The sequence below is a fragment of the Paenibacillus sp. FSL R10-2199 genome (assembly GCF_038000235.1).
GTDB lineage: Bacteria > Bacillota > Bacilli > Paenibacillales > Paenibacillaceae > Paenibacillus_AQ > Paenibacillus_AQ phytohabitans.
The window spans coordinates 5,935,328-5,951,965 of sequence record NZ_JBBOBO010000001.1 but is presented as its reverse complement, the minus strand read 5'-3'; the positions used below and the strand labels follow the sequence as shown (position 1 = coordinate 5,951,965).

At 51.8% G+C, this 16,638-nt stretch carries 16 protein-coding genes; 14 read left to right on the top strand and 2 right to left on the bottom strand.

Going from position 1 to position 16,638, the window contains the following annotated elements:
* Positions 1 to 11 precede the first annotated feature (11 nt).
* From NYE33_RS26140 to NYE33_RS26125, 4 genes are all read left to right on the top strand, one after another.
* A complete protein-coding gene (locus NYE33_RS26140; RefSeq protein ID WP_042136503.1) occupies positions 12 to 455 on the top strand; it encodes a GNAT family N-acetyltransferase in 444 nt (147 codons plus the stop codon).
* Between the two features lie 92 nt (positions 456 to 547).
* The gene (locus tag NYE33_RS26135) at positions 548 to 784 is read left to right on the top strand and encodes a DUF3892 domain-containing protein (protein WP_039297904.1); all 237 of its coding nucleotides are present in this window, start codon (positions 548 to 550) and stop codon (positions 782 to 784) included.
* A gap of 246 nt (positions 785 to 1,030) precedes the next feature.
* A complete protein-coding gene (locus NYE33_RS26130) occupies positions 1,031 to 1,585 on the top strand; it encodes a hypothetical protein (RefSeq protein ID WP_042136504.1) in 555 nt (184 codons plus the stop codon).
* 84 nt (positions 1,586 to 1,669) lie between these two features.
* Complete coding sequence (locus NYE33_RS26125; protein ID WP_019911532.1) at positions 1,670 to 1,993, top strand: DUF1292 domain-containing protein; 324 nt, start codon at positions 1,670 to 1,672, stop codon at positions 1,991 to 1,993.
* Positions 1,994 to 2,111: 118 nt separating this feature from the next.
* Here the strand turns inward: NYE33_RS26125 and NYE33_RS26120 are convergent, their stop codons facing one another.
* On the bottom strand, positions 2,112 to 3,587 hold the full coding sequence (locus NYE33_RS26120; protein ID WP_039297911.1) for an aminotransferase class I/II-fold pyridoxal phosphate-dependent enzyme: 1,476 nt from the start codon (positions 3,585 to 3,587) through the stop codon (positions 2,112 to 2,114).
* 92 nt (positions 3,588 to 3,679) lie between these two features.
* On the opposite strand from NYE33_RS26120, the gene NYE33_RS26115 reads away from it, so the two are divergent.
* From NYE33_RS26115 to NYE33_RS26100, 4 genes are all read left to right on the top strand, one after another.
* Positions 3,680 to 4,969: an MFS transporter gene (locus NYE33_RS26115; RefSeq protein WP_042136506.1), complete on the top strand. Its 1,290-nt coding sequence runs from the start codon at positions 3,680 to 3,682 to the stop codon at positions 4,967 to 4,969.
* A 321-nt stretch (positions 4,970 to 5,290) separates the two neighbouring features.
* Positions 5,291 to 5,887: a hypothetical protein gene (locus tag NYE33_RS26110; RefSeq protein WP_039297913.1), complete on the top strand. Its 597-nt coding sequence runs from the start codon at positions 5,291 to 5,293 to the stop codon at positions 5,885 to 5,887.
* 267 nt (positions 5,888 to 6,154) lie between these two features.
* Positions 6,155 to 7,567 (top strand): NADP-dependent phosphogluconate dehydrogenase, encoded by a 1,413-nt coding sequence (gene gndA, locus NYE33_RS26105; RefSeq protein ID WP_042136508.1) that lies wholly within the window; start codon positions 6,155 to 6,157, stop codon positions 7,565 to 7,567.
* A 147-nt stretch (positions 7,568 to 7,714) separates the two neighbouring features.
* Positions 7,715 to 8,263, top strand: coding sequence for a shikimate kinase (locus NYE33_RS26100; protein WP_042136510.1), 549 nt, complete (start codon positions 7,715 to 7,717; stop codon positions 8,261 to 8,263).
* Between the two features lie 31 nt (positions 8,264 to 8,294).
* Here NYE33_RS26100 and NYE33_RS26095 read toward each other — a convergent pair whose 3' ends face one another.
* Entirely contained in the window at positions 8,295 to 8,603 is a 309-nt protein-coding gene (locus NYE33_RS26095) for a rhodanese-like domain-containing protein (protein ID WP_042136512.1), read from the bottom strand.
* Between the two features lie 117 nt (positions 8,604 to 8,720).
* On the opposite strand from NYE33_RS26095, the gene aroA reads away from it, so the two are divergent.
* The 6 genes from aroA (at position 8,721) to ptsP (ending at position 16,481) form a co-directional block, all read left to right on the top strand.
* Entirely contained in the window at positions 8,721 to 10,013 is a 1,293-nt protein-coding gene (aroA, locus tag NYE33_RS26090) for a 3-phosphoshikimate 1-carboxyvinyltransferase (RefSeq protein WP_042136513.1), read from the top strand.
* Positions 10,001 to 10,552 carry a GNAT family N-acetyltransferase gene (locus NYE33_RS26085; protein ID WP_081969962.1) on the top strand — a complete coding sequence of 184 codons (552 nt, stop codon included), beginning with the start codon at positions 10,001 to 10,003 and terminating at the stop codon, positions 10,550 to 10,552. The genes aroA and NYE33_RS26085 overlap by 13 nt, the downstream gene beginning before the upstream one ends.
* A 167-nt stretch (positions 10,553 to 10,719) precedes the next feature.
* On the top strand, positions 10,720 to 11,154 hold the full coding sequence (locus NYE33_RS26080) for a CoA-binding protein (protein WP_042136517.1): 435 nt from the start codon (positions 10,720 to 10,722) through the stop codon (positions 11,152 to 11,154).
* Between the two features lie 234 nt (positions 11,155 to 11,388).
* Entirely contained in the window at positions 11,389 to 12,057 is a 669-nt protein-coding gene (locus NYE33_RS26075; protein ID WP_042136519.1) for a hypothetical protein, read from the top strand.
* A gap of 774 nt (positions 12,058 to 12,831) precedes the next feature.
* Positions 12,832 to 14,718: a glucose PTS transporter subunit IIA gene (locus tag NYE33_RS26070; RefSeq protein ID WP_042136521.1), complete on the top strand. Its 1,887-nt coding sequence runs from the start codon at positions 12,832 to 12,834 to the stop codon at positions 14,716 to 14,718.
* On the top strand, positions 14,715 to 16,481 hold the full coding sequence (ptsP, locus tag NYE33_RS26065; protein ID WP_042136523.1) for a phosphoenolpyruvate--protein phosphotransferase: 1,767 nt from the start codon (positions 14,715 to 14,717) through the stop codon (positions 16,479 to 16,481). The genes NYE33_RS26070 and ptsP overlap by 4 nt, the downstream gene beginning before the upstream one ends.
* Positions 16,482 to 16,638 lie beyond the last annotated feature (157 nt).

Here is a 16,638-nt window from a genome sequence, read left to right as displayed (position 1 = left end):
GCTAGAGGAGAATGGCAGTGGAAATCGTACATGTCACTACAGAGGAGCAGCTCCAGATGGCGCTTGCGATCCGCAATAAGGTATTTGTGGAGGAACAGAAGGTGCCGGCCGAAGAGGAGATTGATGAATATGATGTGATCGGTGACAACGCGCATCATTTCCTGCTTAAGGACAACGGGGAGCCGGCAGCTACCGGAAGACTGATTTATTACAAGGCAGAGACCGCTAAAATGCAGCGGATTGCTGTTCACGAGCATTACCGGTCCAAGGGTTTCGGACGGATTTTGCTGCTCGCTATGGAGGGGCATGCCCGTGAACTCGGCCTGGTAGCCTCTATTCTCGACGCCCAGTGTCATGCAGAAGCCTTTTACAGCAAACTGGGCTATGAAGTAATTTCCCCGGAGCCCTTCTATGATGCCGGTATTCTTCACGTGAGAATGCAGAAAACGCTGTAATCAGCCCGGGTACATACTCTTTCGATTCTATGGACAAGCTATCTGTGAGCCAGATTGATGGCTAATCCCAGGCGCGAAGGAGAAGATCCTAAGTGATGAACAACGAACGTGAACGCTTTATTGCAGCCCAAAGAAACGGTGATGGTGATCTGACCAAGTTCCAGACCTCTTCCGGCCGTGTGCTGGATTATCAGCAGGCACTTCAGGAGGTTCAGTCCGGGAGTATTGCCGGAGTCAACGCATTCAAAGGGAAAGACGGCGAAATGTATATTCGCGGCGATGCAGATGGGGATCCTACCAACAATCTGGATCAGCTTCCGCAATTTTAACCAGGCATAGATAACAGGATGAAACGGCCGGGCAAGCATCTATTTTGATGCTAATGTCCGGCTTTTTTTGTTTTGTGGGGAGGGCACATTTCCCTGAAATTCCATAGATTCCATACCGAAACCGGTTGCATAATGATGCATGTTTCTTTTCTACTGCAAAAAGAAATAATTCCCTGAATTCTGCGCAACTTGTCGAAGGGTTGGTAGTATACATTAACAGCATGAATTATTTGGAGGGGCTCTACAATGAGATGGAAAAAAATTGCTCTATGCGTGGTTGTGTTTTCCATGATGGGAAGCTCATATTTGTTCGCTGACGCTGTAAACCAGAAAATCAAAGTGTGGAGCAATGGAAAGGAAATAGCCGATGGGGGCTATTTGATTGACGGCAAGGCCTATATCCCTGCGAGAGAAGCGGGAGGTGTCGTCAGCTGGGACGGTTCAGGCAAAGTGACGATCCTCAAGCCTAATGTGCATATTGTGCTGTTCAAGGGCGATACGGTATTCGGCAATGTAAATACAGGCAAGCTGAAGATGAAGATCCTTACCCAGGTTGACAGCCTGAAGGACAGCGTCTCAGCTGTGAAGGTGTCAATCACCGATCCGTCAGGGAATGTGAAGGATATTCTGGAGGATGCCGGCGGCTCGAAGAATGAGGACTTCTGGTTCTCCACCCCGGAATTCACCTATGATTTCAAAGAATCCGGCAAATACAGTGTAGGGTTCTTCATCAAGTCATCCAAGAGCGGAGATTACGTTCTTGTGTCAGAAAAGGTGGTTACGGCTTCGGCCAAGAATTAACCGGGGTCTGCAAATTGACCTGAACTTATCTTACGTGTTACGATACCAAATGTAGGATAATTCAATTTAAAGTGAGGTATTTCAATGAGCGATCACAAACATGAGCATGGCCATGAACATGGTGAAGCATGCGGTTGCGGACATGATCACGACCATGAGCACGAGGAGTTTGTGCTGACCTTGACGAACGAGCAGGGCGAAGATGTAGAAATGGTGCTGGTAGAAACGTTTGACGTAGGCGAGAAGTTATACGCACTGCTGCTCGAGCGCGAAAACCCTGAAGCAGACGGCATCATTCTGCGTATGGAAGAAGAAGACGAAGAAATGGTTCTCTACAACATTGAAGATGAAGCTGAATGGAAAGCTGTTGAAGAAGCTTACAACGAGCTGCTGGCCCAGCAAGAATAGATTTCAGTGAATCAAGTACTTAGGCTTACTGTCTTGGACAAGACAGCACCGCCTAATACCAAAACCCCGATACTGTAACAGTATCGGGGTTTTGTATTGCTGCAGGGACCTGAGCCGATTAAGAAATCGGCTCAGCCTCTACAATTACTTTGATGTTGGTGATGCTGCGGTCCTCAGGGCCTTTGACCGGCAGGCCGATTTCCACATGGTCGATGATATAGTCAATGTTATCTTGGGTAATAACTTCACCAGGGAGAAGAATCGGGATGCCCGGCGGATAAACATAGATGAATTCTGCAATAATGTAGCCTGCAGACTCCCGGAAGGGAACCAGCTGTGTATCGGCGTAGAAGGCATCTCTCGGAATCAGGGCCAGCTGCGGAATATTCGGCACCTGCACCTTCATCTCATAGATCTCACCTTTGCTGTAATGGATCGCTGAGAGCACGCGCAGAGCGGCTAACAACTTATCTACCGATTCCTGGGTATCTCCAGGGGTAATCAGGCAAAGAATATTATACATGTCGCTGAGTTCTACTTCGATGTTATACTTCTGACGCAGCCAGTTCTCGGTTTCGTATCCGGTAATGCCCAGATGGCGGACGTGAATGTTAAGCTTGGTCGGGTCGAGATTAAAGGTTGCCTCTGTACCGAGAATTTCTTTGCCGAAGCTGTACAAGCCTTCAATGCTGTTAATAGCGTCCCGGGCATAGTTGGATAAGGCGATGGTTCTGGAGGCCATCTCATGGCCGTTTAGCGCCAGGTTGCGTCTGGAGGTATCCAGAGAAGCAAGCAGAATATATGATGTTGAAGTTGTGGTCAGCATGCTGAGAATGGTTTGTACCCGCTGAGGGTTAACAAGACCTGTCTTGGCATTGAGATTCAGTACCGAGCTCTGCGTCATGGAGCCGCCCAGTTTATGCACGCTGGTTGCTGCCATATCCGCACCGGCCTGCATGGCCGATACCGGTAATTCCTCATGAAAATGAATCAATACTCCATGTGCCTCGTCCACAAGTACGGGAACCCCGTAACTGTGGGCCAGGTCGACAATCGAACGCAGGTCGGCGCACACGCCAAAATACGTCGGATTGATAACGAGGACACCTTTGGCATCCGGATGGCGCCTCAAAGCCCGTTCGAGCGAGCTTGTGGTTATGCCGTGGTCTATCCCAAGATTCTCATCCTGTACAGGAGAGACGAAAATAGGCTTGGCTCCGGAGAAAATAATGGCCGACATCACTGATTTGTGAATATTGCGCGGCACAATAATTTTATCTCCTTCTGAGCAGACAGAGAGGATCATAGTCATGATGGCATTGCTCGTGCCTTGTACACTGAAATACGTGTAATCGGCGCCGAAGGCCTCTGCAGCCAGCTTCTGAGCTTCAAGAATAACCCCGGTGGGCTGATGAAGGTCATCAAGCGGTGCAATATTGATCAAATCTATGGATAGAGCGTTATCGCCGATAAACTCACGGAATTCGGCATCGGTCCCTAGCCCCTTCTTATGTCCCGGAATATGAAATTGAACTGGGTTTCCGGCGGCATGCTTTTTGAGAGCTGTGAAGAGGGGAGTTACATGTTGATCCATTTAATGCTGTCACAACCTTTCGCGAAGATTAGTTTTTTTCAAGCAAGCATCAGTATAACAAATCAATCAACATAATACTAGGATGTGATGAAATGTCTGGCAAAGTAGCGCAGCGTATGCATATCAATTTGGCCTCACCGTTCATTGTGGAGATGTGGGTCATTATTTTTCTGGTCGAATTCGTCAAAGGATCGCTGCTGGTAGCCCTGCTTCCAGTCTACATGGAGAATATTCTGGGCCTGTCGGTGACGGTGGTCGGCTTCGCCTTTGCCCTGCAGTATCTGGGAGATAATCTGTTCCGCAGCCCGTTCGGCTGGGTGATGGAGCGGATTGGCTACCGCTGGACGATGACAGGTGCGCTGCTGCTGATTCTGGTGGCTGTCGGAATGATTATCTATGCCAAAGATGCAACCACATTGTCTATTGCCTGTCTAGTCCTGGGCATCGGAACTTCGCCGCTATGGCCTTGTACTATGACCGGGATTACCGAACTTGCCGGTTCTACGGAAAGCGGCAGCAGCGGGGCGGCTATGGGTGCTGTGGAGATGGCGTCGCTGGCCGGTACCGGGATTGGCCCGATTATCGTCAATTTCATGATGGACCATGGCGGACAGAGCTACCGTACAGTATTCCTGGTGCTGATGGGCTTCGCCGCTGCCGTAGTGGCTGTAGCACTGCTGCTGCCTTCTAGAATTGGCGGCCATGCGCCTCATGTCGTCCGTGAGATGAATCCCGAAGGGACTGCAGTGCCGCGCACGCCGCTGCGGCCGCTGCAGAGCCTGAAGCGGACCTGGCATCAGGTCAGAACTTCCCTGAAGGTAAGCCGGCTGCTCTTCCCGGCGCTGTTCCTGCAGGCTTTTGCCATCGGGCTCATGACCCCGGTGGTTACTTTGTTCGCCCGCTCCGAGCTGCATGTGACGCCTAACCAGTTCAGCCTGCTGCTGATTGCCGGCGGGGGCATCACGGTGCTGGCGCTGATTCCGGCGGGCAAGCTGGTTGATAAAATCGGGACATCGGTCTTCCTCAACATCGGCTTCCTGCTGGCAGCCTGTTCCCTGGCGTTCTTCTCGCAGGTCCGCTGGCTGCCGCTGGCCTTCGTTGCCGTGGCGCTGGTCGGAATAAGCTATGCGCTTATTCTGCCGGCATGGAATGCCTTCCTGGCCAAGCAGGTTCCCAAGGGAGAGCGGGGGACGGTCTGGGGCCTGTTCCTGACGCTGCAGGGCTCGGGAATGGTTGCAGGTCCCGTGTTGTCCGGCAAGCTGTGGGATTCCGTCAGCCATAGTGCGCCTTTTCTGGCCAGTGCAGGTGTAATGGTCCTGCTCTTCGGCCTGCATTTGCTGATTGTCCACCGGACGAAGCTGAAGCAAGGAAGCGCGCATTAAGTGCTGCTTATATTAAAGTATTAGGAAATACTAAAGCCGCAGACAGACCGGTAAACCCGGCTGCCTGCGGCTTTTATATATTTATTTTGCACAATAGACCGGGGAATGACTTCAAAAGTAGGGTCTGGCGTTTGGAAAAGGCGGAAAGCGGGTAAAAATAGTCAATAAACCAAGTTACCGCTACATAAAATGAAGTATAAAATAAGTGTAAGACGAAGGCAAAATGATGGGGCGTATGTGGAGGTCCGGCAGTCAGTTCTACTTCTAAAGTTAGGCCATGAAACTGGCTATGCTGTAACCAAGCAGTTAGGGGGGAGTGCCGTGAACAAAAATGACGAAGTGGAGTACTGCAATCTGGAGCTCCGGTTTGACAGACAACATATCCAGGACTTGATCAAGGATCTGATAAAGGAAGGCTATTCCCTTTACTGGAGTGAGAATGAGAATGTTTTTCTTATTTCGGTGCGCACCGGACGCAAGCTTGTGAAGCTGCGCTTCCAGCGGATTAAGGATGGCTTCAAGCTGGTGGGAGATTATATGATCCGTGATGCGCGCCTGGCTGAATGGATGGAGAAGCTGATTGGTGATATGCGCGGCCATGCCGTAGTCAAACGTTTCCGCGACCGCCAGATTATTATTGAGAATATTCTTTTCGGCGAAGTGATCCGACTGGTGGAGATTTCCGGATATCAGCAGCGTGTGCTGTATCAGAAAGGTCCGCTGCTATCCGACCAGGAACTGACGAAACTGTTCTACTCTATTGAAGGCGAGGAGCGGATCCGTGACCGCCGGCTGGAGGTTGATGAGCAGCTGGACCGGCTGAGTGAAGCCATGCGCAATAAGGATTCTGCAGAGGTGGAGGCTTGCACGGCCAGGCTGAACATTCTGACCAGGGAGCTTGCCGCGCTTGAATGGTGAAATTGAATGAATTATCTTCTGTTCAAGGCATCCCGCTATGGGGTGCCTTGAACTTTGTAATGCAAGTTGCGTGCAGGGGTTCACTTCTGCGCTCAAAACCGTTAAAATAGTCATTGTGAGCAATTTCCCTGATTCTTAGGACTTTGTCAATGAAATTGATCTCTCTTTCGCAGGCGGAACTTTGCTGTCTCTGACAAAGGGTGGTATTCTTATACTGCGAGAAATGGATTTCACAAAAAATACAGGGTGCAAAGGGTGGAGAACCAGATGTCAAAACAACAAATCGGCGTCATTGGCTTGGCGGTAATGGGCAAAAATTTGGCTCTTAACATCGAGAGCAAAGGCTTTAGCGTATCCGTGTTTAACCGTTCCCCGGAGAAGACACATGATCTGGTCGCAGAAGCAGCAGGCAAGAACCTGGTAGGTACTTTCTCAGTCGAAGAGTTTGTACAATCCCTGGAAGTGCCGCGCAAAATCCTGATTATGGTTCAGGCGGGCAAAGCAACCGATGCTACCATTGAGCAGCTGCTGCCGTTCTTGGATCAGGGCGATATTATTATCGATGGCGGTAACGCTTATTTCCCTGACACTGTTCGCCGCAGCAAATATCTTGAGGACAAAGGCTTCCGTTTCGTAGGTACTGGCGTATCCGGCGGCGAAGAAGGCGCACTGAAAGGTCCTTCCATTATGCCTGGAGGTCAGGAAAGCGCGTATAAGCTGGTTGAACCTATTCTTACGGCTATTTCTGCCAAAGTGGACGGAGAGCCTTGCTGTACATATATCGGACCGGACGGTGCCGGGCACTATGTAAAAATGGTGCATAACGGCATTGAGTACGGCGACATGCAGCTGATCGGCGAAGCGTACCATTTGCTGAAAGATGTGCTGGGCCTGGATGCCAAGGAACTGCACAACACCTTCGCAGAGTGGAACAGCGGCGAGCTGGACAGCTACCTGATCGAAATTACTAAGGATATCTTCGCGCAGTATGACGAAGAAACCGGCAAACCCATGGTAGACGTCATTCTTGATGCTGCCGGACAAAAGGGTACCGGCAAATGGACAAGCCAAAGTTCGCTGGATCTCGGCGTGCCACTGTCCATGATCACCGAATCCGTATTCTCCCGCTTCCTGTCTGCAATGAAGGAAGAACGCATTGAAGCCAGCAAAGTGCTGAGCGGTCCTGCTGCTGTAGCCTTCGATGGTGACAAGGCTGAATTCATCGAGAACGTGCGTAAAGCATTGTTCGCCAGCAAAATCGTATCGTATGCACAAGGCTTCGCACAGCTGCGTGTAGCTTCTGATGAATACGGCTGGGATCTGAAATATGGTGAACTGGCCAAGATCTGGCGCGGCGGCTGCATTATCCGCTCCCGGTTCCTGCAGAACATCACGGATGCCTATGCCAATAATGCAGACCTGAAGAACCTGCTGCTTGATCCGTTCTTCAAGGATGTTATGGATAACTACCAATCCGCATGGCGCAAAGTTATTGCTTCGGCCGTAACCCTGGGTATTCCGGTTCCAGGCTTCTCCAGTGCGCTTGCTTATTATGACAGCTACCGCACTGAACGCCTTCCGGCGAACCTGCTGCAGGCACAACGCGATTATTTCGGCGCCCACACCTTCAAACGCGTGGACAAAGAAGGGGTGTTCCACCACAACTGGCTGGCTGAGTAATTGTAACCGCCCAGCTTAGGCTATAGAGAGCCCGAAATGCTTTTCGCTTCCTGCGGAGAGCTTTCGGGCTTTTTTGCACCTCTGCTGCATTGTGCAAACTTTTCACCCTGTGTTATGATATGACAAATGTCGCGGTTGGAGGTAGTTATGGCTGGGGATCAGGAAGAACGGCAGAATATACGGGAAATAACAGAGAACAGAAATATCATACTCGTCGGAATGATGGCTACGGGGAAGTCAACGGTAGGCGCTATGCTGGCTGAGGAGCTTGGATATGAACTGGTTGATCTGGATGCAGTGATTACGGAGAGTGAAGGCCGGAGTATTGCGGAGATTTTTGCCGCAGGCGGCGAAGAGGCTTTCCGGAAGATTGAATCGGCCGTACTGAAGCGGATGCTGCAGGGTGAGCGCAGAATTATCTCTACAGGTGGAGGCGCAGTGCTGGCGCCCGGTAATGCGGAGGTTATGCTCGAGCAGGGGCTTGTTGTGGCGCTTACAGCCACTGAGGAAGCGATTATCGCCCGTGTCAGCGGGGATGAGAACCGGCCGCTGCTCGCCGGCAATGCCGAAGAACGGGTCCGCGCTATTATGGAGCAGCGTAGGGAGGCTTACCGTTTCGCGCACTGCACGGTCGATACAACGGAGCTGAATGTGGCCGAAGTCTCACAATATATTTTAATGCATTACCGCGCTTGAGCTTTTAAGTGTGTTTGCGTTCGTGCTTAGACTAGGCTTGTCCGGTTTCATTCCATTCAATCATGCCGCCGCTCAGATTCGAGCCCTTAATGCCGAATTGCTGCAGATATTCGCAGACACGCTGGCTGCGGTTGCCGGAACGGCAAATGAAGATGATCTCAGTATCAGCCGGAAGCTCATCAGTCTGCTGCGGGATCTGGCCCATTGGGATATGCTGCGCACCGGGAATCATGCCGAAGGCAACCTCATCATCTTCGCGGACGTCGATCAGAACAAGCTCTTCGCCTGAAGCGAGCCGCTCACGCAGTTCCTGTGGTGTAATCTGTGGGATTTCATTCATGGTTGTACCCTCTTTTCTGTCCTAATAGAATGTATCAATGATAACACAACTGCGGATTACCCTGTCAAACGGGGCCGTACATACAGAAACTATATTACTTTAAGGAGCGCTTAGATTATGGACGTTATTGTTAGGCCAACGCCGGCACTGCAAGGAGAATTCGGAGCTCTGTCATCCAAAAATTACACAACACGCTACCTGCTGGTAGCTGCCCTGTCGGAAGGAGTCAGCACGATTTATCATCCCGCGCACAGTGAGGACAGCGATGCCATCCGCAGATGTATCGCCGATCTCGGGGCTGTACTGACCGAAGATGAGGAGAAGATTGTAGTTCAGGGGTTCGGGCGTCACCCGCGTGATGTCAAAGAGCTGAATGTCGGGAATGCCGGCGCCGTGCTGCGTTTCCTGATGGCGGTTGCCGCGCTCAGCCCGGAGGTCACTTTCGTGAATACGTATCCGGATTCACTAGGCAAACGCCCGCATGATGACCTGATTCAGGCGCTGGGCCAGCTTGGTGTAGAGGTGGAGCATAATAATGGAAGGCTGCCGATCACTATTCGCGGCGGTAAACCGCAGGGCGGACGGATTACCGTATCCGGTGCTGTAAGCTCACAGTATCTTAGTGCGCTGTTGTTCCTCACACCGCTGTTAGAGGAAGACAGTGAAATTATTGTACTGGATGATCTGAAATCCAAAGTGGTCATTGGCCAGACACTTGAAGTCATGGAGCAGGCAGGCATTACTGTACATGCTGCTGACGATTACATGTCCTTCAAGGTGCCGGGTAGGCAGGCTTATGCGGCCAAGTCATATACGGTTCAGGGGGATTACCCGGGTTCGGCAGCCGTACTTGCTGCCGCAGCGGTGACGAAGTCGGATGTGACGATTCACCGTCTGGCTGAGAAGAGCAAGCAGGGGGAACGGGCGATTGTTGATGTGCTGCGGATGATGGAAGTGCCGCTCACGCATGAGAATGGTACCGTGCATGTGCAGGGCAACGGTATTCTGAAGGCAGTAGAATTCGATGGTGATGCAGCTACGGACGCTGTGCTGGCCATGGTGGCCGCTGCCGTATTTGCTGAAGGAACCTCACGCTTCTACAACGTTGAGAATTTGCGATATAAGGAATGCGACCGCATTACCGACTACCTGGCCGAGCTGACCCGTGCTGGTGCGAAGGTGGAGGAGCGCCGTGACGAGATCATTGTCCATGGCACGCCCGAGGGTGTTGAAGGCGGCGTAACCATTAACGCGCATTATGATCACCGTGTAATTATGGCGCTTACTGTAGTGGGCCTCAGAGCCCGTCAGCCGCTGCGGATCAAGGATGCCCATCATGTCGCGAAATCTTACCCGCAATACTTCGATCACCTGCGTTCGCTGGGCGCGAATGTGGAATGGGTAGAATAACAAAGGTGGGTCCGTTAAATATCAATCCGCTCAAGGAGGATGATATTTCTCCGGTATCGGATCTTTATAGGCTTGCGATTACGGATGCTTTTGAAAGCGACGGACTGGGTCACCTGCAGGGTGACATTCAGCAGGAGATTGAATCCAAGATACGAATGGCAGCAGCGTCTCTTAATCCGCTGAATTCAGACATCTGGTTCTGGGTCGCGAGAATTGACGGTAGGGTTGTCGGCACCATTTCTTATGCTCCATGCGGAGAAGACATCAGGGTCTGCACCGGGAATCAGCTTGATGCTGTAGGCGAGCTGGGCAGTCTGTATGTTTTGCCTGAATATCAGGGGCAAGGGATTGGGTCGGCTTTGATTGCAATGCTCATGGTATTTCTCCGGGAGCAGGGTATTGATCGGTTCTGCCTGGACAGCGGCTACAGACGTGCACAAACCAGGTGGCTGCGGAAATTCGGAGAACCCTATGTGATAGTTAAGGATTATTGGGGTCCGGATTCTGTCCATATGGTCTGGCTGTGTACGGTAAGCTGAGGGTTCTGCCGCACTAACGGCACCGCATCTCCGGCCGCACGGCTTCAAACCGGCCTGTTTAAGAATGGATTCGGCCGTTGCGGGAGTCATGTGAATTTGGAACTTGGTACGCTCCGCTGTATGATGTATTTATAACGAACATCTAACCACGGGAAGGGGAAATACACATGAGCTTTGAGAATCCAAGCAGGGAAGAAATCGGAGATATTCTGGCTGGAGCAGGCAATATTGCCGTAGTTGGCCTATCTGACAAAACGGACCGCACCTCGTATATGGTCGCAGGCGCTATGCAGAGCCGGGGGTACCGGATTATTCCGGTCAATCCATCGGTAGACGGGGAGATCCTGGGTGAGAAATGCTATCACACGCTGGCGGAAATTCCTGAGCCGGTGGATATTGTGAATGTATTCCGCCGCAGTGAATACTGCGCGGCAGTAGCGCAGGAAGCCGCAGATATCGGAGCGCGCGTGCTCTGGCTGCAGCAGGGCATCATCAGCCAGGAGGCGGCGGACATCGCCGCTGAACACGGCATGATCGCCATCATGGACCGCTGCATCAAGGTGGAAGAGGCGATTACGATGAAGGGCCGGAGCCGGGGGTAAGTGCTCGGTTGCAGCCGGATGAAAGAGCTCATAGGGGAGCCGGAGTAAGCTCCGGCTTCTGGTTTTCATAATCCGGAATGCTGGAACGGTGCGAAGCCTTGGAATCCGAATGTTGCTCATGCAGAATATAGATTTTATTGATTGCGATTGCTATACTTGAAACAGACGAAGAACGTCCTTTACTCCATTTCATGGGGGAAGGGCGTTTTTTTTATTTTACAGGAGGTCATTCATATGGACTTTGAACAGGCACATTGCACGTTTATTGAGATGCATACTAATGAAAGAGCTGGTGAACGGCGGGGGAGGCTGGTGCGTGGACACAACTATGCGGAGAAACTGTTTTTACAGAATGTATGGTGGCCGTTGTTTGAGTCGCTGGAGCATCTGCATCCGGAATACGAAGTGTATGACTGGAACCGCAAGTCGCAATTTTTGGATTTTGCTTTTCTGCCTGCAAGCGGCCGTCGTTTCGGAATTGAATGCGATGGTTTTCAGAGTCATGTTAAAGACGTGGACCGCGAAAAATTCAGCTATGCACTTAACAGGGATACCTTCTTAACGGGAATGGGCTGGAAAATGCTGCATTTCTCATTCGACGATATCCGGCAGCGTCCGGAGGTATGCCGGATGCTGCTGCAGCTGGCGTTGGCACCTTATTTAGCCCGGAGTACAGCCGCTCAGCATTTGATTTCTGAAGAGATGGATGTGTTAAGACTGGCATGGCGGATTGCACGGCCGCTTCGTCCCAAGGATGTGACTGAATATTTACACATCAATTTCCGGACGGCGCGCAAGCTGCTGATTGCCTTGAGCGATAAAGGACTGCTTAAACCTGTATTTTCAAAGGAACGGGTGCGGTACTACGAGGTTAGCACAATGCGGTCCGATATCGTATGGTGACTTCAGAACACTCAGAACACTCAGAACACTCAGAACACTCAGAACACTCAGAACACTCAGAACACCCTTCCTTTGCGTGACAACTAGTAATGTTTCAGATTAAGGTTGCGCCAATGACAGCTGATCAATGCTGAAGTTCCTACTTTTACTGCTAAAGTTTTTAGGCCATCCGGTGTAGTAGGAGATAAGTGTATTTAGTACAACTAAAATGTGCTCTACAAGGGGTTTTTCAGGAATAACTGCACTTCGTACAATTAAAAAACAGATTTTTGCGATTTAAGCGGAATTGAACCTGAATAGTTGTACAGAATGCAATTAAAATAAAATATAAGATCTCCTAGTCAATTATAGTTGTACAAACTACACTTATTCAGTCGCAGGAGTCGCAGGAGTCGCAGGAGTCGCAGGAGTCGCAGGAGTCGCAGGAGTCGCAGGAGTCGCAGGAGTCGCAGGAGTCGCAGGAGTCGCAGGAGTCGCAGGAGTCGCAGGAGTCGCAGGAGTCGCAGGAGTCGCAGGAGTCGCAGGAGTCGCAGGAGTCGCAGGAGTCGCAGGAGTCGCAGGAGTCGCAGGAGTCGCAGGAGTCGCAGGAGTCGCAGGAGTCGCAGGAGTCCTGCGACTGACCTGCATTGCAGAGGATAGTTTGTGTCAGGTAAAAGTATCCTGGTAATCGCCCCCGAGCCAGGCTATCCTTGCTGTGTTTGTTTACACGTATTCTTTTGACAAAAACTGCTGCAGCGCTTACCATTCAATATAGAAAGAAAGGAGAGGGTCACCTTGAATTGGCTCGGATCTTTGCAGCAGTTAGGCAGAGCCATTATGCTTCCTACCATGGTGCTTCCGGCGGCGGCCATCCTGCTGAGTCTGGGCAGCTTACCGTGGTCTGCATGGGGACTTTCTTCGGTATCCGAAGTGACGACATACGCTGGGCAAGGAATATTCTATTTCATGCCTTATTTGTTTGCTGTCGGTGTGGCGTGGGGATTGTCCAATCAGGCCGGACCTGCCGGACTGGCAGCGCTCGCAGGGATGTTCACTTATGACCGGATTGTTTCCAACATGGGAGACGGGGCTGTACAGCCTGCAACATTAATTGGTATTATCCTTGGGATTGTAGCCGGCGTAGCGCATAACCGGTTTAAGAATATCAAACTGCCGGAGGCGATCCAGTTTTTCGGAGGGTCGCGTTTTGTACTGCTCTTTATGGGTTTGTTCTCGGCGCTGTTCGCCTGGGTGATGCTCGGCGTATCACCGCTGCTCCAACAGCTGCTGAATGATCTCTTCCGGGTCGTGCAGGTTACCGGCGGATATGGAGTATTTGTCTACGGGGTATTATACAGGGTGCTGACGGCCTTTGGCCTGCATCATATTCTCAATAATGTATTCTGGTTTCAGCTGGGCTCCTTCACGACGCCTGACGGAAGTGCAGTCGTGCAAGGGGATTTGCCGCGTTTTTTTGCCGGTGACCCTACAGCGGGGATCTTCATGGCCGGGCTGTTCCCGATCATGATGTTTGCCTTGCCGGCGATTGCCTTCGCGATTATCCAGGAAGCGCGTGAGGACCTCAAGCCAAAGATCAAGAAGACTTTTTTGCGTGCCGCTTTGGTCTGCTTTCTGACCGGGGTGTCGGAGCAGATTGAGTTCGCCTTCCTGTTTGCTTCACCCTATTTGTTCGCGCTGCATGTAGTCATGTCCGGCCTTGCCATGGTACTGACCTACTCGCTCGGCATTCATCACGGGTTCTCGTATTCGGCAGGTGCGATCGATTTCTTCCTCAATCTGCATCTGTCCCAGCGGGCCTGGCTGCTGATTCCGATCGGGATCGGCTATGGCATCGTCTACTATAATGTGTTCCGCTGGGCGATACGCCGCTTCCAGATTCCTACACCGGGCCGCGAAGAAGGGTCCGAGCTAGGGGACTGGGCGGGGAATATACCTTATCAGGCTCCGCTGATTCTGGAGGCGCTGGGCGGCAAAGAGAATATCGTACAGGTACAGGCCTGCATCACCCGGCTAAGATTAACTGTGCATAACGACCGTTTGATAGATACAGGAGCACTCAAGGGGCTTGGCTCCGCAGGCATTATCAAGCTGGGCGGCGGCAACGTGCAGGTCGTCTTCGGCACATACTCGGAGCTGATCCGCGAAGAGATTGACAAGCTGATGCTGCGCGATTTGCCGCAGGTGCTGTTCAGCTCGCCCATCCAGGGCCGGATGATGCCAATCGAAGAGGTGCCGGATCATATTTTCGCCGCGAAGCTGGTCGGGGACGGAGTAGCCTTTTTCCCGGAAAAAGGAGAGCTGGTCTCGCCCGTATTCGGCAAGGTGATGCATGTATACCCTACAATGCACGCAGTGGGTATTTCTACACCCGAAGGGCTTGAGGTGCTTATGCATATAGGGATTGATACTTCGCAGCTTAAAGGGCCGTTTGAGGCGCTTGTACAAGAGGGTGACAGCGTGGAGCCCGGGCAGCTGCTGGTCAGATTTGATCTGGCTTTCTTGAAGGAGCATGCCGCTTCACTCGCTACACCTATGGTCATTACCAATCCGGACCGCGTAAAATCCTGGAGCTATGCTCCATTTAAAAATGTTAAAAAGGGGCAGTCGTCAGTCATGTCCGTTGTTCTACACGAAAGTAATGTTGGAGGGATCGAAGCATGATACAAGGCATAGGCGCCGCAGCAGGTGTTGCCATCGGGAAGGCCTTTGTCTTGCCGAACTGGGAATGGAGTCTGCCGGACACTCAGGTGAATCCGGTGGATCTGGCTAAGGAGTTTGAACGTTTATACGAAGGGATCCGCACCTCCAAGGATGAGATCGAATTTATCAAAAGAGAATTCCGGGAGGTCGTCGGGCCGGAGGAATCGAGTATTTTTGATGCCCATCTGGCGATCCTGGACGACCCTGTGTTCATGAGCGAAATCCGCGGCATTATCGAACGCCAGTATAAAGCGGCCGAGGTGGCGGTTAAGGAAGCCATTGACCATTTTGTAGCTATGTTCGATCTGCTGGACGATGAGTATATGAAGGAGCGGGCGGTGGATATCAAGGATGTCGGCAACCGTCTGCTGAAGCATCTGCTGGGTGCGCCGGAAGTTACCCTTCCGTCCGATACACAGCCTTATATTCTTGTGGCGAAGGAGCTCTCTCCGTCCCAGCTGGCGCATTTGAACCCGGCCTATGTGCTGGGCATTGTCACGATGATGGGCGGCAAGACTTCGCATTCCTCCATCATGGCCCGGGCGCTCGGCATTCCGCTGGTCGCGGGCCTGGAGAACAAAATCATTACCCCCATTCAGACCGGGGACATGCTGGTGCTCGACGGGGAGACCGGAGCAGTGATGCTCCATCCGGATGAGTCCACCGTGCGGGATTTCACCTCCAGACGTGCCAAGCAGCTCAAAAAGCGGGAACAGCTGGAGCTGCTCGCTACCGTTGAAGCTTTCACCAAAGACGGCGTATCTCTTCGTCTGGCCGGCAATATCAGCTCTGTGAAGGAGCTCAATATGGCGCTGAAATATGGAGCCGAAGGTGTGGGACTGTTCCGTACGGAGTTTCTGTATATGGACCGTAATACGTTCCCGACGGAAGATGAACAGTTTGAAGTCTATAAGCTTGTAGCTGAAAAAGTCGGCAAGGAGTCTGTAGTCATCCGCACTCTGGATATCGGAGGAGACAAGCATCTGGATTACTTCCAGCTGCCGGAGGAGCAGAATCCGTTCCTCGGCTACCGCGCGATCCGCATCAGTCTGGACCGCAAGGACATGTTCAAGACGCAAATGACGGCAATTCTACGGGCCAGCCATTACGGCAATGTCCGGATGATGTTCCCGATGATCTCCTCCGTAGAAGAGGTTCAGGCTGCCAAAGCCGTGCTGGAGGAAGTGAAAAGCGAGCTGGACAGCCGTGGGATTCCATATGACCGCAAGCTGCCTGTGGGCATTATGATTGAGGTACCAGCCGCTGTTATGATTGCCGATCTGCTGGCGGAGGAAGTGGATTTCTTCAGTATCGGCACGAATGATCTGGTGCAGTACGTACTCGCTGTGGACCGGATGAATGAGCAGATTGCCCATATGTATCATCCCTACCATCCGGCAGTGCTGCGCATGATCAAGATGACCGTGGATGCGGCCCGCAGCGTAGGGATCGATGTCAGTGTGTGCGGTGAGATGGCCGCAGATGAACGGTCATTACCGCTCTGGCTGGAGCTCGGAATCAGTGTGCTGAGCATGTCGCCTCAGGCGCTGCTTAAGGTGAAGCACCGTACCCTGAACACGCTGGCTTCCGAAGCCAGAGAAGTTGCTAAGCTCTGCTTCCGTAACCGGACCAGCTCGGAGACAGAGGAGCAGCTGAGTGCCTTTGCAGGGCGCAGCGGAATTACGCTGGGTGCAGGCGGGGATTCCAAAGAAAAAACGTCATAACCATTAACGGGCACACATAATGAGCTTATCTAATATAAAGTCCGGCGTGGTGGTCAACCCATACACGCCGGGCTTTTTGCTGTGAATCACAGCTGTTACAGACTCCTCAAAGAGAGAATTTCTAACCCGTTTATCTTATTTGTCCCAAAAAAGTAAA